Raw genomic sequence first — 21,275 nt, 5'->3', positions numbered from 1 at the left:
AGCCGGGGTCCGGACCGGGGTGCCGCGCCCGAGCCGCTCGCAGCCGGGCCGTCACCGAACGTGAGGGGCAGGGGGCGGGACTTCAGACCAGTACCGCACGGTAGGTAGTCTGGCGGCCATGCGCGCACTCCTCGTGGTCAATCCAGCTGCTACCACCACCAGTGCGCGTACCCGTGACGTGCTCATTCACGCGCTCGCCAGCGAGATGAAGCTGGAGGCGGTGACCACGGAGTACCGGGGGCATGCCCGGGACCTGGGACGGCGGGCCGCGGACTCGGACGACATCGATCTTGTCGTCGCCCTCGGCGGCGACGGCACGGTCAACGAGGTCGTGAACGGTCTGCTGCACCGCGGTCCCGATATAGACAGCCTGCCGAGCCTGGCCGTGGTCCCCGGTGGCTCCACCAATGTCTTCGCGCGTGCCCTCGGCCTGCCGAACGACCCGGTGGAGGCGACCGGCGCCATCCTGGACGCGCTCGCCAACCGGACCGAACGCACGGTCGGCCTGGGACTTGCGGCCGGCACGCCGGGCACCGAGGACGAGTCAGTCCCCGAACGCTGGTTCACGTTCTGTGCCGGTCTCGGATTCGACGCGGGCGTGGTCGGCCGCGTCGAACAGCAGCGCGAACGCGGGAAGCGGTCCACGCATGCGCTGTACGTGCGCCAGGTGGTCCGGCAGTTCCTGGAGGAGCCGCACCGGCGGCACGGGGTGATCACGCTGGACGTCCCCGGCCAGGACCCGGTCACCGATCTCGCCCTCACCATAATTTCGAACACCGCCCCCTGGACCTACCTGGGGAACCGCCCGATGTACGCGTCCCCGAAGGCGTCGTTCGACACCGCCCTGGACGTCCTCGGGCTGAAGCGCCTCTCCACTCCGGCGGTCGCCCGGTACGGCACCCAGCTGCTCACCTCGACCCCCGAGAAGGGCCCGCACGGCAAGCACGCGGTTTCACTCCATGACCTCACGGACTTCACCTTGCATTCAAAGGCCCCACTGCCCTTCCAGATGGACGGCGACCACCTGGGCCTGCGTACGAGTGTGACGTTCACAGGCGTACGCCGTGCACTGCGTGTGATTGTGTGAGTGGAAGGACCTAAAGTCCTTTAACTCGAACGTTTGGACTGGCTTCCACCCCATGGAAGTACGGCTGTGACCTAGCCGACACCGAGGAATCAAAAAAAAGTTTCCAGAAGGGGTTGTATCCGCCGCCGAGGTTTGCGAATCTCTACATGGCGATCGGGACGGCCCGCAACAACGGCCTCCACTGAAAGCCAGAACCCCTCCTCACTTGCACAGGACCACAACCAGTTCATCTGGGCGTCGGCCCATCACCTGTGGGGGGATTCGTGAAAGCGTTCACATTCACAAGCAACGTGTATGTAATACCAAGGAGAGGTAGCAGCCATGGACTGGCGTCACAACGCCGTTTGTCGTGAGGAAGACCCCGAGCTGTTCTTCCCCATCGGCAACACCGGTCCTGCGCTGCTGCAGATCGAGGAAGCCAAGGCCGTCTGCCGTCGCTGCCCCGTCATGGAGCAGTGCCTGCAGTGGGCGCTCGAGTCCGGCCAGGACTCCGGCGTCTGGGGTGGCCTCAGCGAGGACGAGCGCCGCGCAATGAAGCGCCGTGCCGCTCGCAACCGGGCGCGTAACGCCAGCGCCTGATTCGACGCCACCGCTACGAGCCTCAGTCAGGCGGCGCGTACAGAGCGTACGCACGAACCCGCCTCCCGAGTCGCAGCGCGCAGCACCCCAAAAGCGCACGCATGAAGCAGTGGGCCCGGACCGTGATCAACGGTCCGGGCCCACTGCTTTGCGCATTCCCGTTCGTGCCGTCCGTCGGGTGCGCCCCGGCGGCGGCCGGTCACTTCTCCGCGCGGACCGGAATGTCGAGGACCACCTGGGTGCCGCGCTCGGGGGCCGGGACCATGTCGAACGATCCGCTCAACTCGCCCTCCACCAGCGTCCGTACGATCTGCAGCCCCAGGTTGCCGGTTCGCCGCGGGTCGAACCCCTCGGGCAGCCCGCACCCGTCGTCCTGGACGGTGATCAGCAATCGCGCCTCGGCCGACGAGCCACCGCGCACCGCCGAGACCTCGACCGTGCCGGTCTGGCCGACGGTGAACGCGTGTTCCAGGGCGTTCTGCAGCACCTCGGTGAGCACCATGGCGAGCGGAGTGGCCACTTCCGCATCGAGGATGCCGAAGCGCCCCGTACGCCGGCAGGTGACCCGGCCCGGGGAGATCTCGGCGACCATCGCGATGACCCGGTCGGCGATCTCGTCGAACTCGACCCGCTCGTCCAGATTCTGGGACAGCGTCTCATGGACGATCGCGATCGAACCGACGCGCCGTACCGCCTCGTTGAGGGCTTCACGGCCCTGCGCGGACTCCATCCGGCGGGCCTGCAGACGCAACAGGGCAGCCACCGTCTGGAGGTTGTTCTTCACCCGGTGGTGGATCTCCCGGATGGTGGCGTCCTTCGTGATCAACTCGCGCTCGCGGCGACGCAGTTCGGTGACGTCACGGAGGAGGACCAGGGATCCGATCCGGACTCCCTTGGGCTTGAGCGGGATCGCCCGGAGCTGGATCACGCCGCCCGCGCATTCGACCTCGAACTCGCGGGGCGCGTAACCGCTCGCAAGTTTGACCAGGGCCTCGTCCACCGGACCGCGGGAGGGGGCGAGTTCGGCGGTGGTCCGGCCGAGGTGGTGTCCGACAAGGTCGGAGGCGAGACCGAGGCGATGGTACGCGGAGAGGCCGTTGGGGCTGGCGTACTGGACGACACCGTCGGCATCGAGCCTGATCAGACCGTCACCGACGCGCGGCGAGGCATCCATGTCGACCTGCTGGCCCTGGAACGGGAAGGCCCCCGCGGCGATCATCTGGGCCAGGTCGGAGGCCGACTGCAGATAGGTGAGCTCCAGCCGGGACGGGGTACGGACGGTCAGGAGGTTCGTGTTGCGGGCGATGACGCCCAGAACCCGGCCCTCACGGCGTACGGGGATCGACTCGACCCGTACCGGCACCTCCTCGCGCCACTCCGGGTCGCCCTCGCGCACGATCCGGCCCTCGTCGAGCGCCGCGTCCAGAAGCGGGCGGCGGCCGCGCGGCACCAGATGGCCGACCATGTCGTCCTGGTACGAGGTGGGTCCCGTGTTGGGTCGCATCTGGGCGACGGACACATAGCGGGTCCCGTCGCGGGTGGGCACCCACAGGACGAGGTCGGCGAAGGACAGGTCGGAGAGCAGCTGCCACTCCGAGACCAGCAGATGCAGCCACTCGAGGTCGGTGTCGCCGAGGGCTGTGTGCTGGCGGACGAGGTCGTTCATGGAGGGCACGTGTGCGAGCGTACCTGTGGATACGCGATGGTTCCGAACCGAACGACCTGCCCGTACGTGCAAGGGGAGAGGGGCCGGAAATTGGCGCGCTCCGATGGATGGACAGACAAGAATGGTCTAGTCCACAATGCTCAAGACAGAACTTCCGCTCTTCCCGCACAGGAGAGTGGATCGAGGCACCGCGCTCTCTGCCCTGACTGCGCCGGCGCCTCCCCCGGCCGGGGGCACCGCACACCGTCGGTCGGTCTTACTCCGGGCTGCGGTGCCGGACGGGCTGAGGGTCCCGTCCGGCACCGCAGCCCGCGGGTGTTTCCGCGGGCCTCCCGCCGGAGACCGGCACGGTCAGCGACTCTCGGTGACCTTGGCCAGGGCGCGGGGCACGTCCGGGTCCTGGCCGCGGGCGATCGTCACCTCGTACGCCGGCCTCTGCGGCGGCAGGATCTCCAGGATCGGCTGGACCTCCTCGGCGACCCCGGCCGTCGGCAGCACGAATCCCGCGGACGCCGCCTCCACCTGGGCCTTGGGGCCGACGACGAAGAGGTCCGCGCCGCGGCCGCGCAGCCGGCCCAGGACCGGCTGGAGGGCGGCGGCCGGACAGCGCGCGAAGGGAACCCGGAGGTCGCCTGCGGGTTGCCACGCTCTGCTAGATTGGCCTTAGATTGGTCTATACCACGTATCGAGACTCTTCAGATCGGCAGGCCCCGCGTGGAAGTTGTCATCGTCCCGGACGCCAAGGCAGGTGGCGAACTCATCGCGGGAGCCATCGGCGCCCTGCTGAGCCGCAAGCCCGACGCCCTTCTCGGCGTTGCCACCGGCTCGACCCCGCTGCCCATCTACCAGGCGCTGGCGGCCAAGGTGCGCTCCGGCGAGGTGGACGCCTCGCGTGCGCGCATCTGTCAGCTCGACGAGTACGTCGGACTGCCGGCCGGCCACCCCGAGTCGTACCGTTCGGTGGTGCTGCGCGAGGTCGTCGAGCCGCTCGGACTGTCCGAGGAGTCCTTCATGGGTCCGGACGGCTCCGCCGAGGACGTCCAGGCCGCCTGCGAGGCCTACGACAAGGCGCTCGCCGCGGCGGGCGGGGTGGACCTTCAGCTGCTCGGGATCGGCACGGACGGGCACATCGGCTTCAACGAGCCGTGCTCCTCGCTGGCCTCCCGTACCCGGATCAAGACGCTGACCAAGCAGACCCGGGTCGACAACGCGCGCTTCTTCGACAACGACATCAGCCAGGTGCCGCACCACGTCATCACGCAGGGCATCGGCACGATCCTGGAGTCCCGCCACCCGATCCTGCTGGCGACGGGCGAGGGCAAGGCCGAGGCGGTGGCGCTGACGGTGGAGGGGCCGGTGGCGTCGTTCGTACCGGCGTCGGCCCTGCAGCTGCATCCGCACGCGACGGTGGTCGTGGACGAGGCCGCGGCGTCGAAGCTGAAGCTGGCGGACTACTTCCGGGCCACGTATGCGGCGAAGCCGCGGTGGCAGGGGATCTAACAGGAGCTCGAAAGGGCCGGGGCACCGTGTGGGGTGTCCCGGCCCTTTTCGTGTGCCGGAGTGTGCCGGATGCACGACCGGCTTGCGCGTCGTCCTCGAACGCCGGACCAGGATCCGAACCCACGACGGCGTGCGGACCGTTCCCGCGTCAGGCTCCGGACGGGCCGGATGATCCCGTGATGGCCTCTGCGGCTGCCTGGCCGCAGACTCGGGCTGCGCCGTGGGTGGCTACGTACAGGGCGCCTCTCGGGGACTCCTGGGGAACGCCCATTTCGACGACCACCGTGTCGGGGCGCTCGGCGATCAGGGCGTCCACGGCGTCCGTCATCCACGGGTGGCGGTGGGCGTCGCGGACGACCGCGACGATGCGGCGGTCCCTCGCGGCGTCCAGGACCGCTGTCACGGGCGCCTCGGTCTCGCTGTTGCAGGTGTCGGTGCCGGTGCCCGGCAGGATGCGGGCCAGTTCGGCCGCGATGCCCCACGGGGTCTCGTCGCCGACCGCGATGTTCGCGACCGGGGTGAACGCGGCGACGTACGCCGGCTCGGTCAGCGGTTCGGCCGTGCCGGTCACCCGCACCGCACGACGGGCGGCCACCAGGCCGACGTCGGAAGCGATACCGGTGCCGGGCGCGGTCCCTTCCTGCGCCGCCGCACCCGGCTCCGGGACGGCCCCCCGCGCCCGCTGCGTCCAGGACGCGAGGGCACGTACCCGTGCCGCCGCGTCGGCCAGCCGCTCCTCGGGCAGTTCGCCGGTCCGTACCGCCGCGACCAGCGCGTCGCGCAGCCGCAGCACGGTGTCCTCGTCGTCCAGCCCGCCGCCGACACAGATCGCGTCGGCGCCCGCGACGATCGCGAGGACGGAACCGCGCTCGATCCCGTACGTCGAGGAGATGGCCTGCATCTCCATGCCGTCGGTGACGATCAGCCCGTCGTAACCCAGTTCCTCGCGCAGCAGACCGGTGAGGATCTGCGGGCTCAGCGTCGCCGGGCGGTCGGGGTCGAGCGCGGGAAGCAGAATATGCGCGCTCATCACCGATTTGGAACCCGCTGCGATCGCCGCCCGGAAAGGCACCAGCTCACGGGCGTGCAGGGTGTCGAGGTCCACGTCGATGCGGGGCAGCGCGTGGTGCGAGTCGACCGCGGTGTCGCCGTGCCCCGGGAAGTGCTTGGTGCAGGCGGCGACCCCGGCGGCCTGGAGTCCCTCGACGTACGCGGCGGTGTGCCGGGCGACCAGGTGCGGGTCGGCTCCGAAGGACCGTACGCCGATGACCGGGTTGCCCGGGTTCGAGTTGACGTCGGCGGACGGCGCCCAGTTGAGGTTGACGCCGCACGCGGCGAGCCGGCGGCCGAGCTCCTGGGCGACCGCGCGGGTCAGTCCCAGGTCGTCGACGGCGCCGAGTGCGAGGTTTCCGGGGAAGGACGAGCCGTGACGCACCTCGAGCCGGGTGACGTCACCGCCCTCCTCGTCGATCGCGACGAGTACGTCGTCCCGCTCGGCCCGGAGTTGGGCGGTGAGCGCGGAGAGCTGCTCCGGCGTCTCGATGTTGCGGCCGAACAGGCCGACGGAGGAGAGTCCCTCGCCGACTCGGCGCAGCAGCCAGTCCGGCGCGGTGGTGCCGGCGAACCCCGGCTGCAGGACTGCGAGGGCGTCGCGCGTGACGGTGTCCGTGGTGGAGGTGAGTGTGGTCATGACGCGGCGTTATCCCTTCACGGCGCCGTCGGTAAGACCGCTGACGGCCTTGCGCTGCAAGTAGACGAAGAGGATCAGGATCGGGATCGCGAAGAGCGAGGAGGCAGCCATGGTCGCCCCCCAGTCGTCACCGAACGCGGTCTGGAACTGCGAGAGCCAGAGCGGCAGGGTCTGGGACTCGATGTCCTTGTTGAGGATGAGGACAAGCGGGAACTCGTTCCAGGCGGTGATGAATCCGAAGAGCGAGGTCGCCATCAGGCCGGGGCCGAGCAGCGGCAGGATCACCTTCCTGAACGCCTGCGGGCGGGTGCAGCCGTCGACCATGGCGGACTCCTCCAGCTCCTTGGGCACCGCGGCGACATAGCCGCGCAGCGTCAGGACGGTGAAGGGCAGGACCATCATCATGTAGAAGACCGTCAGCGGGACCAGGCTGTTCAGCATGTCCGCGTCGCGGACCAGCATGTAGATCGCGATGACCATGACTTCCCACGGCGCCATCTGCGCGATCATGAATGTCAGCAGGATGCCGCGGCGTCCCTTGAAGCGCATGCGCGCCATCGCGAAGGACGCCAGCAGCGCGATCACCAGCGAGGCGGCCACGGAGAGGATCGTCACCGTGAACGAGTTGCCGACCAGGGTCCAGAAGTGGTCGGCCGCGATGGCCTTCCTGAAGTGCCCGAGGGTGATGTCGGTGGGGAACCACACCGGGGTGTCGGTGATGATGTCGCCGGTCGGCTTGAACGCCGTGCTGAACATCCAGTAGACGGGGAAGGCGAAGCCTATGAAGAGGACGACAGCCGTCAGGTTGGGCCAGATCCGGCCGAACAGTGAGCGCCTCACAGCTCGTCCTCCTCTTGCTTGAGTACGGTGCGCAGGTAGTAACCGGTCATCGCCAGCAGGACGATGATCGTCAGGAACGAGATGGCCGCACCCATGCCGAAGTGCTGGTTGCCGACGCCTTCGACGAACGCGTAGACGGGCAGGGTCTCGGTGAGCCGGTCCGGGCCGCCGCCGCTGATCGCGAAGAGCTGGGCGAAGGACTTGAAGACCCAGATGACCTCGAGGAACGTCGTGGCCAGCAGGAACGGCTTGAGGAACGGGAGCGTCACCGAGGTGAAGCTCTTCCAGGTTCCGGCGCCGTCGAGCGAGGCGGCCTCGTACAGCTCCTTGGGGATCGTCGTCGACGCGGCGTACAGGTTGATCGCCACGAACGGGATGGACTGCCAGACGATCACCAGGGTGACCAGCGAGAAGGTGGAGAACTGACTGCTCGTCCAGTTGAAGTCGGCCATCGAGTGCCAGCCGAGGCTGTCGAGGACGTAGTTGACGACACCGAACCGCTGGGCGAACAGCCACTGGTAGACCGTGGTCGCCGCGATCATCGGCATGGCCCAGGCGAGCACCAGGCCCAGCATGAGCAGCAGTCGCATCTTCTTGCCCAGCCGCGCGAGCAGCAGGCCGACCAGCATCCCGAGCAGCATGATCAGGACGACGTTGGCGGCGGTGAAGAGGACCGACCGCTCGACGACCTTCCAGAAGTCCGAGCTGCCGAGGACTTCCTTGTAGTTGTCGACGCCGTTCCACTCGGTCAGGTGGAGGATCAGCTGGCGCGGGTTGAGGTTCTGGAACGACAGCATGCCGTTCTTGACCAGTGGGTAGCCCAGAAGCACCGCTGTGGCGAGCAGTGCGGGCAGGAGGAGGAGGTAGGGGGCGAATCCGCCGGCCCGCTCCATGCTCGATGCGGCAGGGCCGCCCGGAGGGGCGTCATCCTTGCGGACGCCGGCTGCCGGGACCGAGTCCACTGTTTCGGTCTGCACTGACATGCTCGCCATCTCTTCTGGGGCCGTACGGTCGAGTCACGCGCGAGCGCCGGGGGGCGGCAGATGCCGCCCCCCGCCGCGTGCGGTCAGCTCTTCTGCGAGAGACGCTTGTTGATCTCCGCCTCGACCGCCTTGGCGGCGTCGGCCGGGGACTTACCGTTCAGCACCGCGGTCATGTAGCTCTTGATCGGGTTGGGTGCGTTCTCGACAGCGGCCCACTCGGGGATGAGCGGGGTGGTGCCACCACCGGCGGCGGCCGGGGCCGCGGCCTCGGCGGCGCCGTTGCCGGTCAGGTTGGAGTTGAGCGACTCCTTGTTCGGGATGACGCCGTTCTCCTTGGCCAGCTGGCCCTCGAACTGGTCGGACAGGGCGAGCTTCAGGAACTCCTTGGCGAGGTCCTGCTTCTTGCTGCCCGCGGCGACCGCGAAGTTGGAGCCACCGAGGAAGACGCCCTCGGGCTTGTCGGCGGTCTCACCCGGGATGGTGAAGTAGCCGATGTCGCCCTCGATCGTCTTGTTGGCCGCGATGGCCGTGCCGGCCTCCCAGCCCATGCCGATGAAGGCACCGACCTTGCCCTTGGCGAACACCTCGGCCTGCTGCGGGGTGGCCTCGTCCTTGTCCTTGGGGGCCTTGGAGTAGGACTGGTACTTCTTGTAGAGCTCCATGGCCGCGGTGACCTTGGGGTCGGAGAGGTTGGAGACGTACGTGTCGCCTTCCTTCTTCACGAGGTCCGCGCCCTGGCCGATGGTCAGGCCGTCGAAGAAGTACCAGTTCTGGCCGGGCATGTAGATCGGCTCGGCCTTGCCCTTCTTCTTGATGGCGTCGAGGTCCTTGAAGAACTCGTCGCGCGTCTTCGGGGTGTCCGTGATGCCGGCGTCGGCCCAGACCTTCTTGTTGTAGATGACGACGCGGTTGGCGAAGTACCACGGGGCGGCGTACTGCTTGCCGTCGAAGACGGAGGACGTGTTGAGCGCGTCGACCCAGTCGCCGCCGATCTCCTGCTTGAGGTCGCTCAGGTCGGCGAGGCCACCGGTGGCCGCGTAGGCCGGGGTCTGGGTGTTGCCGACCTCGATGACGTCCGGCGGGGTCGACTCGGAGAGAGCCGTCGTGATCTTCTGCTGAATGCCGTCCCACTTCTGGGTCTGGAACTTCAGCGTGGCGCCGGTCTTCTTCTTGAAGGCGGCGGTGAGGTCCTTGGTCCAGCCGGGAGGCGTGGAGCCGTCCATGGCCCAGACGGTCAGCGTCTGGCCCTTGTAGCTGTCGGGCCCGGTCTTCTTGCTGCTGTCGGTCTTGTCGTCCGAGCCACAGGCAGTGGCACCGGCCAAGAGAGCCACGACACCAATGGCCGCGATGAGTCCGCGCTTCACGACACCCTCCTCAGGGATGCAAGAGAATTCCCCCCACCACCCGAGATCGCCGTCCGTCGCACAATTGCGTACGACGGGTACTGCCCGTGGGGCTGGGACCTGGTCTTTAATGGTTTAGACCAGTACTCGGAGCTTGGCCTAGACCTTTAGGGGTGTCAAGGGTGTATAAGAAGCGCACTCGCGTCCGTTATAGGACCGACACCTGAGGGAGGGCGACGAGCCGTGACCGGACCGTGCCACCATGTGAGCCGCGACAGACGGAGGAGCAGGTGACGGCAGCAACGCAGCAGTCGGGAAGGCGGGCCATGAGTGCCGACGGGGGCAGTACCGAGAACGAGACGGGCGCGGGCGTGGGCACGCGCACCGCGCGGGTCCCGAAGTACTACCGGCTGAAGCGCCACCTCCTCGACATGACGGACACCATGCCGCCCGGCACCCCGGTGCCACCGGAGCGGACCCTGGCCGCCGAGTTCGACACCTCGCGCACCACCGTGCGCCAGGCGCTCCAGGAGCTGGTCGTCGAAGGCCGGCTGGAGCGCATCCAGGGCAAGGGCACGTTCGTGGCCAAACCGAAGGTCTCGCAGGCCCTGCAGCTCACCTCGTACACCGAGGACATGCGCGCCCAGGGTCTGGAACCGACATCGCAGCTCCTGGACATCGGATATGTCACGGCCGACGACACCCTCGCGGGGCTGCTGGACATCACCACCGGCGGCCGGGTGCTGCGGATCGAGCGACTCCGCCTGGCCAGCGGTGAACCGATGGCCATCGAGACCACGCACCTTTCGGCCAAACGCTTTCCCGCGTTGCGTCGTTCGCTGGTGAAGTACGCCTCGCTCTACACGGCGCTGGCCGAGGTGTACGACGTACGGCTCGCCGAGGCCGAGGAGACGATCGAGACCTCGCTCGCCACCCCACGCGAAGCCGGCCTGCTCGGTACGGACGTGGGCCTGCCGATGCTCATGCTGTCCCGTCACTCCCTGGACGGACGCGGCGAACCGGTCGAATGGGTGCGGTCGGTGTACCGCGGCGACCGTTACAAGTTCGTGGCGCGTCTGAAGCGGCCGACCGAATGAGACCGCGGACCGGCTCCTGACCGGACAACTGTCCGGCCCCGGACAGAGCATCAGGAGCCGGTCCCCCGGGCAGAATCCCTCCAGCGGCTCCGTCACACTTTTGCCGGGCAGGGGGTGACGGCGGCCGGAACACTCCCCTAGATTGCCTGCGCATTACAACAGGTGATCAGCGAGGGGACGGAGTCGCCACATGCCCGAGGAAACAGACGCGAAACCACCGACAGTCACACCGGTGAGAGTGCTCATCGCCCTCTGTCTCGCCGCCCCGTTCGTGGCGATGCTCTGGGTGGGTTCGTACGCGAAGGTGGACCCCACCTTCATCGGCATCCCGTTCTTCTACTGGTACCAGATGGTATGGGTGCTGATCTCCACGGCGCTCACGATGGTCGCGTACAAGCTCTGGCAGCGTGACCAGCGCGCCCGCAAGGGGGGTACGTCGGCGTGAAGGACGGTGTGAACGGCGTCGCGCTCGGCGTCTTCATCTTCTTCTTCCTGGCCGTCACGGTCATCGGCTTCATGGCCGCGCGCTGGCGCAAGGCCGAGAACGAGGCCAGTCTGGACGAATGGGGCCTGGGCGGCAGGTCGTTCGGCACCTGGGTCACCTGGTTCCTCCTCGGCGGCGACCTGTACACCGCGTACACCTTCGTCGCCGTACCCGCCGCGATCTACGCAGCAGGAGCGGCCGGCTTCTTCGCGGTCCCGTACACCATCCTGGTGTACCCGCTGATCTTCACCTTCCTGCCGCGCCTGTGGTCGGTCTCGCACAAGCACGGGTACGTCACCACCTCGGACTTCGTCCGAGGTCGCTTCGGATCGAAGGGTCTGTCGCTGGCGGTCGCCGTCACCGGCATCCTCGCCACGATGCCGTACATCGCGCTCCAGCTCGTCGGCATCCAGGCGGTGCTGGACGTGATGGGCGTCGGCGGCGGCGAGAACACCAACTGGTTCGTCAAGGACCTGCCGTTGCTGATCGCGTTCGCGGTGCTCGCCGCGTACACGTACTCCTCCGGGCTGCGCGCCCCCGCGCTGATCGCGTTCGTCAAGGACGGGCTGATCTACCTGGTCATCGCGGTGGCGATCATCTACATCCCGATCAAGCTGGGCGGCTTCGACGACATCTTCGCCGCCGCGCAGGAGAAGTTCGCGGGCCCGCCCGGAGGGAAACCGACCGGCGCGCTGGCTCCCGCCGAGGCCAACCAATGGACCTACGCCACTCTGGCGTTGGGCTCGGCACTGGCACTGTTCATGTATCCGCACTCGATCACGGCGACGCTCTCCAGCCGCAGCCGCAATGTGATCCGGCGCAACACCACGATCCTGCCGCTGTACTCGCTGATGCTGGGCCTGCTGGCGCTGCTCGGCTTCATGGCGATCGCCGCCGGAGTCAAGGTGGAGAACGGACAGTTGGCGATCCCGCAGCTGTTCGAGAACATGTTCCCCGACTGGTTCGCCGGCGTGGCGTTCGCCGCGATCGGCATCGGCGCGCTGGTTCCCGCCGCGATCATGTCGATCGCCGCGGCGAACCTGTTCACCCGGAACATCTACAAGGACTTCCTGAAGCCCGACGCGACCCCGGCCCAGGAGACGAAGGTCTCCAAGCTGGTGTCGCTGCTGGTGAAGGTCGGTGCACTCGTCTTCGTCCTCACCATGGACAAGACGGTCGCGATCAACTTCCAGCTGCTCGGCGGGATCTGGATCCTGCAGACGTTCCCGGCGCTGGTCGGCGGCCTGTTCACCCGGTGGTTCCACCGCTGGGCGCTGCTCGCGGGCTGGGCGGTCGGCATGGCGTACGGCACGCTCGCCGCGTACGGAGTGGCGAGCCCGACCCACACCCAGGCGCACTTCGGCGGCTCCTCGAAGGAGATCCCGGGGATCGGCGAGATCGGCTACATCGGTCTGACGGCGTTCGTGCTTAACGCCGTGGTGACGGTGGTGCTGACCTTCGTCCTGAACGCGGTGAAGGCCCCGGCGGGCGTCGACGAGACCTCCCCGGCGGACTACACGGCGGACACGGGCGACCCGGGCGTCCAGGTGGAACTCCCCTCGGCCAGGCCCGAGTCGAGCCCGTCACCCGACGCGAGCCCGTCCGCCGGCTAGTGCCCTTCGTCCGGATCGGGCCCGATCCGGACGAAGGGCCCTGGTTCCCTCGCCGGACGGGCTGCACCCAGCCCGTCCGGCGTCACCCACCGGTACGGCACACTCCCGGCATGGACCTGTCGATCCGCCGAATTCCGGATGCTCGCCGTCGCACGGGCGGCGCGCGGCCCCGGGGCGGGCGAGGCGCTCGTGCGGGCCTGTATCGACCGGGCACGGGCCACGAAGGGCGTCGCGCGGCTCGTCCTGTCCACCCAGCCGACCATGTCCGGCGCCCACCGGATCTACCATCGGCTCGACTTCGTACGCACGCCGGAACGCGACCGGGATCCCCTTGCGGGCCTCGCGCTGCTCACGTACAGCCTGGGCCTCTGAACCGATTCGACACAACATGTGGGGGCCACCTCATCGGACGGCCCCCACATGTATGCTCGTGCTCGCTGTCGCCGCAGGGAAATCCGGTGCGAATCCGGAACTGTCCCGCAACGGTATGTTCAGGGCCCTTTTGCGCACCCTGAAAGTCCGAGGACCTGCCGACAGCGCGTCCGGCTCGACCGATCCGGACGCCCAGACGTCCGGGCCTCGCGGATGGGCCGGTGGACGCCGCACACAGTGCTGCCCTCCTTCTTCGGGCATGCCTCCACGCGGCTGCCCCGCTCCCCCGCCGGCCCCGAGCCGAGCGAGGGAGAGCACCACGTGACCATCGCGCCAGCCGATCCGGCTTCAGTCGCCGAGTCCGCGGGAACCACGAATGACGGACCCGGGACCGCACTGCTGCGGACCCTGACCGACCTCACTGCCGATCTGCCCGACACCGACCCCGGCCGCGTCGCCGCCGCCGCGCTGCGCGGCCGCAACGCCGCGTCGGACGAGGCGGAGTTGCGCGCGCTGGCCACCGAGGCCGCCGCGGGTCTGATCGCCGAGGACCCCGCGTACTCCCGGCTCGCCGCCCGCCTCCTGACTCGCACCATCGCGGACGAGGCGGCCGGTCAGGGCGCGCTGTCGTTCTCCGCGTCGGTCGCCGTCGGCCACCGCGAGGGTCTGATCGCGGACCGTACGGCCGCGTTCGTGGCGCTCCACGCGGCCCGGCTCGACGCGCTGGTCGAGCAGTCCCTCGCCGACGGCGCCGACGACCGGTTCGGCTACTTCGGGCTGCGGACACTGCACAGCCGCTATCTGCTGCGTCACCCGCTCACCCGCCAGGTCATCGAGACGCCGCAGCACTTCATGCTGCGCGTCGCCGCCGGTCTCGCCGAGGACGAGTCGGTGCGCGCACTGGACGAGGTCGCCGCACTGTACGGCCTGATGAGCCGCCTCGACTACCTCCCCTCCTCCCCCACACTCTTCAACTCCGGCACCCGGCACCCGCAGATGTCCTCCTGCTATCTGCTGGACTCGCCGTTGGACGAGCTCGACTCCATCTACGACCGCTACCACCAGGTGGCGCGACTCTCCAAGCACGCGGGCGGCATCGGCCTCTCGTACTCCCGGATCCGCGCCCGCGGTTCGCTGATCCGCGGCACCAACGGGCACTCCAACGGCATCGTGCCGTTCCTGAAGACGCTCGACGCCTCGGTCGCCGCAGTGAACCAGGGCGGCCGCCGCAAGGGCGCCGCCGCCGTCTACCTGGAGACGTGGCACGCGGACATCGAGGAATTCCTGGAGCTGCGCGACAACACGGGCGAGGACCAGCGGCGTACGCACAACCTCAACCTGGCGCACTGGATCCCGGACGAATTCATGCGCCGGGTCGACGCGGACGGCGACTGGTCGCTGTTCTCCCCCGCCGACGTGCCGGAACTGGTCGACCTGTGGGGCGACGAGTTCGACGCCGTGTACCGGGCCGCCGAGGCCAAGGGCCTGGCCCGCAAGTCGATGCCCGCGCGTGAGCTGTACGGCCGGATGATGCGGACGCTCGCGCAGACCGGTCAGGGCTGGATGACGTTCAAGGACGCCTCCAACCGGACGGCCAACCAGACCGCCGAGCCGGGTCGCGTCGTCCACTCGTCGAACCTGTGCACCGAGATCCTCGAAGTCACCGACGACGGCGAGACCGCCGTCTGCAACCTCGGTTCGGTCAACCTCGGTTCGTTCGTGGCCGACGGCGACATCGACTGGGAGCGGCTGGACTCCACCGTCCGTACCGCCGTGACGTTCCTCGACCGGGTCGTCGACATCAACTTCTACCCGACCGAGCAGGCCGGCCGCTCCAACGCCCGCTGGCGTCCGGTGGGGCTGGGCGCGATGGGGCTCCAGGACGTCTTCTTCCGGCTGCGGCTGCCGTTCGACTCCCCCGAGGCCCGCGTGCTCTCCACGAAGATCTCCGAGCGGATCATGCTCGCCGCGTACGAGGCGTCCTGCGACCTCGCCGAGCGGTCCGGTCCGCTGCCCGCCTGGTCCGAGACGCGTGCCGCCCGCGGCGTGCTGCACCCCGACCACTACGACACCGAGCTGAGCTGGCCGGAGCGCTGGGACGCGCTGCGCGCCCGGATCGCGAAGACCGGCATGCGCAACTCGCTGCTGCTGGCCATCGCTCCGACCGCCACGATCGCCTCGATCGCCGGGGTGTACGAATGCATCGAGCCGCAGGTCTCCAACCTCTTCAAGCGCGAAACGCTCAGCGGTGAGTTCCTCCAGGTCAACGCCTATCTGGTGAACGAGCTGAAGCAGCTGGGCGTGTGGGACGCGCGGACCCGCGAGGCGCTGCGCGAGGCGAGCGGCTCGGTGCAGGGCTTCGCCTGGATCCCGGAGGACGTACGGGCGCTGTACCGCACGGCATGGGAGATCCCGCAGCGCGGTCTGATCGACATGGCGGCGGCGCGTACGCCGTTCCTGGACCAGAGCCAGTCGCTGAACCTGTTCCTGGAGACGCCGACGATCGGCAAGCTCTCCTCGATGTACGCGTACGCCTGGAAGCAGGGGCTGAAGACGACGTACTACCTGCGCTCGCGCCCGGCCACCCGGATCGCCCGTGCGGCGTCCGGCCGCGCCGCGGCCGCCGCTTCCCTTCCCGTGCAGCAGGCCTCGGCTCCCGACGCGGACGCGATCGCCTGTTCTCTCGAAAACCCCGAGTCCTGCGAGGCCTGTCAGTAATGAGCTCAACCGACAAGAATCTGCTCGACCCGGGCTTCGAGCTGACCCTGCGCCCCATGCGCTACCCGGACTTCTACGAGCGCTACCGCGACGCGATCAAGAACACCTGGACGGTGGAGGAGGTCGACCTCCACTCCGACGTCGCCGACCTCGCCAAGCTTTCCCCCGGCGAGCAGCACATGATCGGCCGGCTCGTCGCGTTCTTCGCGACGGGCGACTCGATCGTCTCCAACAATCTCGTGCTGACGCTGTACAAGCACATCAACTCCCCCGAGGCGCGGCTGTATCTGTCGCGGCAGCTCTTCGAGGAGGCCGTGCATGTTCAGTTCTATCTGACGCTGCTCGACACGTATCTGCCCGATCCGGACGACCGTGCCGCCGCGTTCGACGCGGTCGAGGAGATTCCGTCGATCCGTGAGAAGGCGCAGTTCTGCTTCAAGTGGATGGATTCGGTCGAGAAGATCGAGCGTCTGGAGACACAGGCCGACCGCCGTCGCTTCCTGCTGAACCTGATCTGCTTCGCGGCGTGCATCGAGGGGCTCTTCTTCTACGGCGCGTTCGCATACGTCTACTGGTTCCGCTCGCGCGGTCTGCTGCACGGCCTCGCCACGGGGACCAACTGGGTCTTCCGTGACGAAACGATGCATATGAACTTCGCGTTCGAGGTCGTGGACACCGTCCGCAAGGAAGAGCCCGAGCTCTTCGACGACGCCCTCCAGCAGCAGGTCACCGACATGCTGAAGGAGGCCGTCGACGCGGAGCTGCAGTTCGGCCGCGACCTGTGCGGCGACGGTCTGCCGGGCATGAACACCGAGTCGATGCGCGAGTACCTGCAGTGCGTCGCCGACCAGCGGCTCACCCGGCTCGGCTTCCCGGCTGTGTACGGCTCCGAGAACCCGTTCTCGTTCATGGAGCTGCAGGGTGTTCAGGAGCTGACGAACTTCTTCGAGCGCCGGCCGTCCGCGTACCAGGTGGCGGTGGAGGGCTCGGTCGCCTTCGACGACGACTTCTAGACGCTCTGGGCTCGCGCCCTGATCCGGAGGTCCGGACGCCGCACAGCCTTCACCGGCTGTGCGGCGTCCGCCGTTTCCGGTAGTTCGGCCCGCCGATCACGTTCCGCCTCGCGCAACTGGCGGTCGATGCGGCGGTCATGCGCGATGCCGACCAGCACCGGCGCCAGGAGGAGCGCGAAAACAACTGCTGTGCCCCGGTAGTTCAGGAATGCGTTCATGCCTGGCCGCGGCCGCGACCCGGCCGACGCGACCCGGCCGACGGTGCTGTCCGCCTGAGAGCCTGTCGGATCACCTGATCGCCGGCGCGGGGCCCTGTCACGGCACTAGTCGTTCGGCACGATCTCGTAGCGCGGCGTGTTCTCCGCCATCTGCCGCAGCGCGTCCTTGCGGTCCCGCTTCGAGAGCCGGTCGATGTACAGGTAGCCGTACAGATGGTCCGTCTCGTGCTGGAGGCAGCGCGCGAAGTAGCCGTTGCCACGGATCTTGACCGGGTTGCCCTTGGCGTCCTGGCCGCGCACCACCGCGTAGTCCGGGCGGGCCAGCGAGGCGTACGCGGTCGGGACGGAGAGACAGCCCTCGTTGGAGTCGTCGAGGATGCGCTCCTCCGGCGGCAGCTCTTCGAGCACCGGGTTGCAGACGGCGCCCACGTGCCGCACGCCGTCGTCGTCCTGGCAGTCGTAGACGAAGACCTTGAGGTCCACGCCGATCTGGTTGGCGGCCAGGCCCACGCCCTCCGCCGTCCGCTGGCTGGCGAACATGTCGTCGATCAGCCGGCCCAGCTCGTCACCGAACTCGGTGACGTCCCTGCACTCCTTGTGCAGCACCGGGTTGCCCACGACCGTGATCGGACGGGAGGTCCCGCGCTCGCGGTACGCCACCTCGCGCGCCTCACAGTCCTCGGTGTCCACGACGAAGCCTTCGTCGTCGACGCTGATCTGCTCGTCCGTCTCCTGCTGCGCCATGTCCGCCGTACGCCTTCCTCAAAACCCGAATCGATGCCCGTACAGCGTAACGGCCTCCCCCGCGGCGGGGAGCGGGCTCCCGATCGTGGGGGAGGCCGTTACGGCCGGGCCGCGGACGCGCGGCTCAGCAGACTTCTTCGAGATCCCGCCACTCACGGCTGTCCGGGCTGTCCGCCACCCAGCCGTCCAGCAGTCCCCGCACCAGCCCGGCAGGTGCCGCTATCCCGCACTCGCGCTCCGGCACCCACAGACCTCCGGCCGTGCGGTGGCCGAGCGGACCCGGATGGCCGGGCTCGCTGTGGTCGTGCGGGTCGAGATGCTCACCGTCACCCTCGTCGCTCTCCATCCGGCTCTCGGAACAGGCCCGGCAGAGCAGCCGTACGGATGACGACCAGTCCTCGGCGGCGAACCCGGCATCGGACGCCAGCTGCTCCAGAGCGTCCCGGTCCGCCTCCGTGGCAGCTTCGAGGAGCACCACCCAGGTGGGTACGGGGGACGGCGCCCAGAGTTCGATCTCGTCGAACACGGGGTACGAGGGGCCGGCCGCGGTGACCCGCTCGCCGTGCGGCACCCCGTCGTGCAGGACGACCTCGCCCCAGCGCCGCCCGGAGGAGGGCAGCGGGATCGACAGCACTTCCATCCGGGCCGGATCGAGCCTGCGACCCCAGACGACCTCGGCCTCGCCCTCGGGCGACAGCCGCACGGCCGCGCTGCCCAGCTCCATACCGACCGGCTCGCTGTTGGCCGCCGCGGTGTGCTGGCCGGCGCCGGGCACCTTCAGGCCGTACGCCTGCCAGGCGCGGCGGGCCAGGGGCCAGTCCTGCAGGGCGGTGGCGGCGATGCCGACGTTCCACCAGTCGGGGGCGCCGGACTCCTTGTCGAGGAGCGCGACGGCGCGCAGCCCGGCCGCTCTCGCCTGCTCCCAGTCATGCCGGAATTTGTGCAGCAGCGCCAGGTTGAACCATGACTCGGAGAGCCAGGGTTCCAGGTCCGCCGCCCGTGTCAGCAGTGCGCCCGCGTCCTCGTACCGGCCGTCGCCGATCAGCGTGAACGCGCGGTCCGTGGCCTGCCGCCAAGAGGCGGAGGGCCGATGCCGTACCTTCCCGAAGATCCTCACGATTCCCGCCTGTCCCGACTGGACACCCTCGTTCTTGCGCTCTCCTTCGCATCCAACCATGCCCGGCAGGACGCCCGCTCATTACCCATGGGTTACCCAGGCGGGACGGGGGTCAGACCGCCCCGGGCCAGGACCCTCGCAAGCGATTCGACCACCTCCGGCTGGTAGTCGTGGGCGGTGCCGAGCCGGAGCCGTTCCAGGGCGCGGAGCGGGCCGCTGAGACCTTCCCCGCACAGGTCGTCGTATGCGTTGACCGCGCGGACGATCCGGGCGGGCAGCGGCTGCTCGCGGTACGCGGTACGCGGTCAGGACGAGGCTGAAGGCCAGCGCGGCGACGCAGGCGGGCAGGACTGCGTACGGGAAGTCGGGCAGCAGGCCGGGGCCGGGCCCGCCGAGCGTGGCACCGCCGCCGAGCAGGCCGTGGACGGTCGACGCCACCCAGACAGTGATCACCAGCTGGGCCGTGCGCCAGAAGCGGCGGGCCGCGACGGGCGGGTTCTCCACCCGGCCGGCGAGTGAGCCGGGGATCACGACCAGCGCCGCGGCGGCGGGCGGCAACAGGAACGCCGCCGCGAGCAGCAGCGGAAAGAACGATCCGGCACTGATCGGCACGGAGCTGCCGAAGAACGGGCGGCGTGCGGGCAGTTCACAGGCCAGATAGAGCCCGGTGAGCAGACCGACGGTGCCCCAGGGCACCCCCGTACCGCCGGGCGGCAGCGCGGACCGCACACAGAGGACGGCGCAGACCGCGGCGGCCAGAATCACCGCGCGCGCCGCAGCCCCGGTGCCTCTCACCCGCCCTGCCCGCCTCCCAACCAGGTCAATGGAGGCGCCACGCTGGCGAGTTGGGCACTCGGTCGAGCATGGTTGAGCCCGATTAGCACGTTCGGGTGAAGTGCGTGCGTTGGCAGTGGTACGGGTGAGGGCGTGCCGCGACAGTCACGGCACGCCCTCATCGTGCAGAAAAGGCCCCACTGGTCAGGGGTGCCCGCCGGTCACTCCGTGGCGGCGCTCGGCAGCTCGGCCACCACGTCCTGGTCCGGCACGGCCTGCCCGGAGCGGATCAGATCGATCCGGCCCATCACCTTGGAGCGCAGGTCGGCCGGCACGTCGTCGTGACCGCAGCAGCGCTTGACCAGCTTCTTCACCGCCTGCTCCAGCCCGTACTTCTCCAGGCACGGGGAGCACTCCTCGAAGTGCACCTCGAACTTGCTGCAGTCGCTGTCGGGCATCTCATGGTCGAGAAACTCGTAGAGATGATCGAGGACCTCTGAGCAGTCTGTCTCGTGCGGCTCTCCGCAGCTCATGAGCCCGAGCCTTTCCGATCGTCCGACTCTCCGGCACCGGCCGGGACGAGCCCGCGTTCACGGGCGTAGTCCTCCAGCATGCCGCGCAGTTGGCGGCGGCCCCGGTGCAGTCGGGACATCACCGTACCGATGGGAGTCCCCATGATGTCCGCGATCTCCTTGTAGGCAAAGCCCTCTACATCGGCGAGATATACCGCGATGCGGAACTCTTCGGGAATCGCCTGCAGCGCGGACTTCACGTCCGAGTCCGGCAGGTGATCGAGCGCCTGCGACTCGGCGGAGCGCAGACCTGTGGACATGTGCGACTCGGCGCGCGCCAGCTGCCAGTCCTCGATCTCCTCGGCGGCACTGCGCTGGGGTTCGCGCTGCTTCTTGCGGTACGAGTTGATGAACGTATTGGTGAGGATGCGGTACATCCACGCCTTGAGGTTCGTCCCCTCGCGGAACTGGTGGAAGGAGCCGTACGCCTTCGCATACGTCTCCTGAACCAGGTCCTCGGCGTCTGCGGGATTGCGCGTCATGCGCAACGCGGCCGAGTACATCTGGTCGAGGAAACCGAGGGCGTCCCGCTCGAAACGCGCATTGCGCTCGGCGGTCGTCTCCTCCGCGCGGCCGTCGTCGGTCCCTGTGTCGGTACCGGTGACCGGACCCACCTCCTCCAACGCTGTGGCGGTTCCGAGACCGGACCCGCTCGAATCGGAGAATAGTCGACCTTGCTTCGACGCGGGCTGTCGTTCCGATCCGCTCCGTGCCCGCCCGGGTGTGGTCTTCGCCGCGTGCAGCACCGTCCACTCCAGGTCAGCGGCGTTCGAGCGGCGCGGGCAGATGGTCGAACCCATGCGACGGACTCCCTCTCCACGTACGACGTTGATGTACCGATGTCCCGAACAACAGTGGTCCCCGA

General features: G+C 68.7%; 18 protein-coding genes, 3 pseudogenes and 1 riboswitch. Of the genes and pseudogenes, 9 read left to right on the top strand and 12 right to left on the bottom strand.

From position 1 onward, the window contains the following. The first annotated feature begins 118 nt into the window (after positions 1 to 118). Both ACGFSA_RS09440 and ACGFSA_RS09435 read left to right on the top strand, forming a co-directional pair. Positions 119 to 1,087, top strand: a complete 969-nt coding sequence (locus ACGFSA_RS09440; protein WP_393302051.1) for a diacylglycerol/lipid kinase family protein — start codon at positions 119 to 121, stop codon at positions 1,085 to 1,087. Positions 1,088 to 1,408: 321 nt separating this feature from the next. Beyond that, positions 1,409 to 1,666: a WhiB family transcriptional regulator gene (locus ACGFSA_RS09435; RefSeq protein WP_003953983.1), complete on the top strand. Its 258-nt coding sequence runs from the start codon at positions 1,409 to 1,411 to the stop codon at positions 1,664 to 1,666. 199 nt (positions 1,667 to 1,865) lie between these two features. Here the strand turns inward: ACGFSA_RS09435 and ACGFSA_RS09430 are convergent, their stop codons facing one another. Continuing rightward, complete coding sequence (locus ACGFSA_RS09430; protein ID WP_393302225.1) at positions 1,866 to 3,332, bottom strand: sensor histidine kinase; 1,467 nt, start codon at positions 3,330 to 3,332, stop codon at positions 1,866 to 1,868. Between the two features lie 351 nt (positions 3,333 to 3,683). Next, a pseudogene (locus ACGFSA_RS09425) lies at positions 3,684 to 3,926 on the bottom strand (glucosamine-6-phosphate deaminase); the annotation flags it as partial. Between the two features lie 120 nt (positions 3,927 to 4,046). Between ACGFSA_RS09425 and nagB the strand changes: the two are divergent. Then, positions 4,047 to 4,832 carry a glucosamine-6-phosphate deaminase gene (gene nagB, locus ACGFSA_RS09420; protein WP_393302047.1) on the top strand — a complete coding sequence of 262 codons (786 nt, stop codon included), beginning with the start codon at positions 4,047 to 4,049 and terminating at the stop codon, positions 4,830 to 4,832. 148 nt (positions 4,833 to 4,980) lie between these two features. Here nagB and ACGFSA_RS09415 read toward each other — a convergent pair whose 3' ends face one another. From ACGFSA_RS09415 to ACGFSA_RS09400, 4 genes are all read right to left on the bottom strand, one after another. After that, a complete protein-coding gene (locus ACGFSA_RS09415; protein WP_393302044.1) occupies positions 4,981 to 6,522 on the bottom strand; it encodes a glycoside hydrolase family 3 protein in 1,542 nt (513 codons plus the stop codon). Between the two features lie 9 nt (positions 6,523 to 6,531). Continuing rightward, positions 6,532 to 7,362, bottom strand: coding sequence for a carbohydrate ABC transporter permease (locus ACGFSA_RS09410; protein WP_393302041.1), 831 nt, complete (start codon positions 7,360 to 7,362; stop codon positions 6,532 to 6,534). Continuing rightward, positions 7,359 to 8,345 (bottom strand): carbohydrate ABC transporter permease, encoded by a 987-nt coding sequence (locus ACGFSA_RS09405; RefSeq protein ID WP_393302038.1) that lies wholly within the window; start codon positions 8,343 to 8,345, stop codon positions 7,359 to 7,361. The genes ACGFSA_RS09410 and ACGFSA_RS09405 overlap by 4 nt, the downstream gene beginning before the upstream one ends. A gap of 83 nt (positions 8,346 to 8,428) precedes the next feature. Next, positions 8,429 to 9,709 (bottom strand): extracellular solute-binding protein, encoded by a 1,281-nt coding sequence (locus tag ACGFSA_RS09400; protein WP_393302035.1) that lies wholly within the window; start codon positions 9,707 to 9,709, stop codon positions 8,429 to 8,431. Positions 9,710 to 10,014: 305 nt separating this feature from the next. On the opposite strand from ACGFSA_RS09400, the gene ACGFSA_RS09395 reads away from it, so the two are divergent. The 6 genes and pseudogenes from ACGFSA_RS09395 to ACGFSA_RS09370 all read left to right on the top strand — a co-directional run bounded on the left by ACGFSA_RS09395 (position 10,015) and on the right by ACGFSA_RS09370 (position 16,985). Beyond that, the gene (locus tag ACGFSA_RS09395; protein WP_393302032.1) at positions 10,015 to 10,785 is read left to right on the top strand and encodes a GntR family transcriptional regulator; all 771 of its coding nucleotides are present in this window, start codon (positions 10,015 to 10,017) and stop codon (positions 10,783 to 10,785) included. Positions 10,786 to 10,975: 190 nt separating this feature from the next. Further along, entirely contained in the window at positions 10,976 to 11,230 is a 255-nt protein-coding gene (locus ACGFSA_RS09390) for a DUF3311 domain-containing protein (RefSeq protein ID WP_393302029.1), read from the top strand. Continuing rightward, positions 11,227 to 12,882: a monocarboxylate uptake permease MctP gene (gene mctP / locus ACGFSA_RS09385; protein WP_393302026.1), complete on the top strand. Its 1,656-nt coding sequence runs from the start codon at positions 11,227 to 11,229 to the stop codon at positions 12,880 to 12,882. Before ACGFSA_RS09390 ends, mctP begins: the two co-directional genes overlap by 4 nt. 126 nt (positions 12,883 to 13,008) lie before the next feature. After that, positions 13,009 to 13,254 (top strand): annotated as a pseudogene (locus tag ACGFSA_RS09380) (GNAT family N-acetyltransferase); the annotation flags it as partial. A gap of 39 nt (positions 13,255 to 13,293) precedes the next feature. Then, positions 13,294 to 13,432, top strand: a riboswitch (cobalamin riboswitch). A 143-nt stretch (positions 13,433 to 13,575) separates the two neighbouring features. Continuing rightward, positions 13,576 to 15,972 carry a ribonucleoside-diphosphate reductase subunit alpha gene (locus ACGFSA_RS09375; RefSeq protein ID WP_393302023.1) on the top strand — a complete coding sequence of 799 codons (2,397 nt, stop codon included), beginning with the start codon at positions 13,576 to 13,578 and terminating at the stop codon, positions 15,970 to 15,972. Then, a complete protein-coding gene (locus tag ACGFSA_RS09370) occupies positions 15,972 to 16,985 on the top strand; it encodes a ribonucleotide-diphosphate reductase subunit beta (protein ID WP_393302020.1) in 1,014 nt (337 codons plus the stop codon). Before ACGFSA_RS09375 ends, ACGFSA_RS09370 begins: the two co-directional genes overlap by 1 nt. On the opposite strand, the gene ACGFSA_RS09365 is transcribed toward ACGFSA_RS09370, so the two are convergent. The 6 genes and pseudogenes from ACGFSA_RS09365 to ACGFSA_RS09340 all read right to left on the bottom strand — a co-directional run bounded on the left by ACGFSA_RS09365 (position 16,982) and on the right by ACGFSA_RS09340 (position 21,024). Continuing rightward, a complete protein-coding gene (locus ACGFSA_RS09365; protein WP_393302017.1) occupies positions 16,982 to 17,203 on the bottom strand; it encodes a hypothetical protein in 222 nt (73 codons plus the stop codon). The genes ACGFSA_RS09370 and ACGFSA_RS09365 overlap by 4 nt on opposite strands. 105 nt (positions 17,204 to 17,308) lie before the next feature. Continuing rightward, on the bottom strand, positions 17,309 to 17,947 hold the full coding sequence (gene def / locus ACGFSA_RS09360; RefSeq protein ID WP_393302014.1) for a peptide deformylase: 639 nt from the start codon (positions 17,945 to 17,947) through the stop codon (positions 17,309 to 17,311). Positions 17,948 to 18,071: 124 nt separating this feature from the next. After that, complete coding sequence (locus ACGFSA_RS09355) at positions 18,072 to 19,064, bottom strand: hypothetical protein (RefSeq protein WP_366136898.1); 993 nt, start codon at positions 19,062 to 19,064, stop codon at positions 18,072 to 18,074. Between the two features lie 92 nt (positions 19,065 to 19,156). After that, positions 19,157 to 19,357, bottom strand: a pseudogene (locus tag ACGFSA_RS09350) (metal-dependent phosphohydrolase); the annotation flags it as partial. A gap of 702 nt (positions 19,358 to 20,059) precedes the next feature. Next, positions 20,060 to 20,371: a mycothiol system anti-sigma-R factor gene (gene rsrA / locus ACGFSA_RS09345; RefSeq protein WP_366136882.1), complete on the bottom strand. Its 312-nt coding sequence runs from the start codon at positions 20,369 to 20,371 to the stop codon at positions 20,060 to 20,062. Then, the gene (locus ACGFSA_RS09340; RefSeq protein ID WP_266990480.1) at positions 20,368 to 21,024 is read right to left on the bottom strand and encodes a sigma-70 family RNA polymerase sigma factor; all 657 of its coding nucleotides are present in this window, start codon (positions 21,022 to 21,024) and stop codon (positions 20,368 to 20,370) included. The genes rsrA and ACGFSA_RS09340 overlap by 4 nt, the downstream gene beginning before the upstream one ends. Positions 21,025 to 21,275: the final 251 nt, after the last annotated feature.

Source organism: Streptomyces sp. NPDC048496 (assembly GCF_043200055.1).
Lineage (GTDB): Bacteria > Actinomycetota > Actinomycetes > Streptomycetales > Streptomycetaceae > Streptomyces.
The sequence above is the reverse complement of the archived record's forward strand: the minus strand, read 5'-3'. Positions and strand labels throughout refer to the sequence as shown.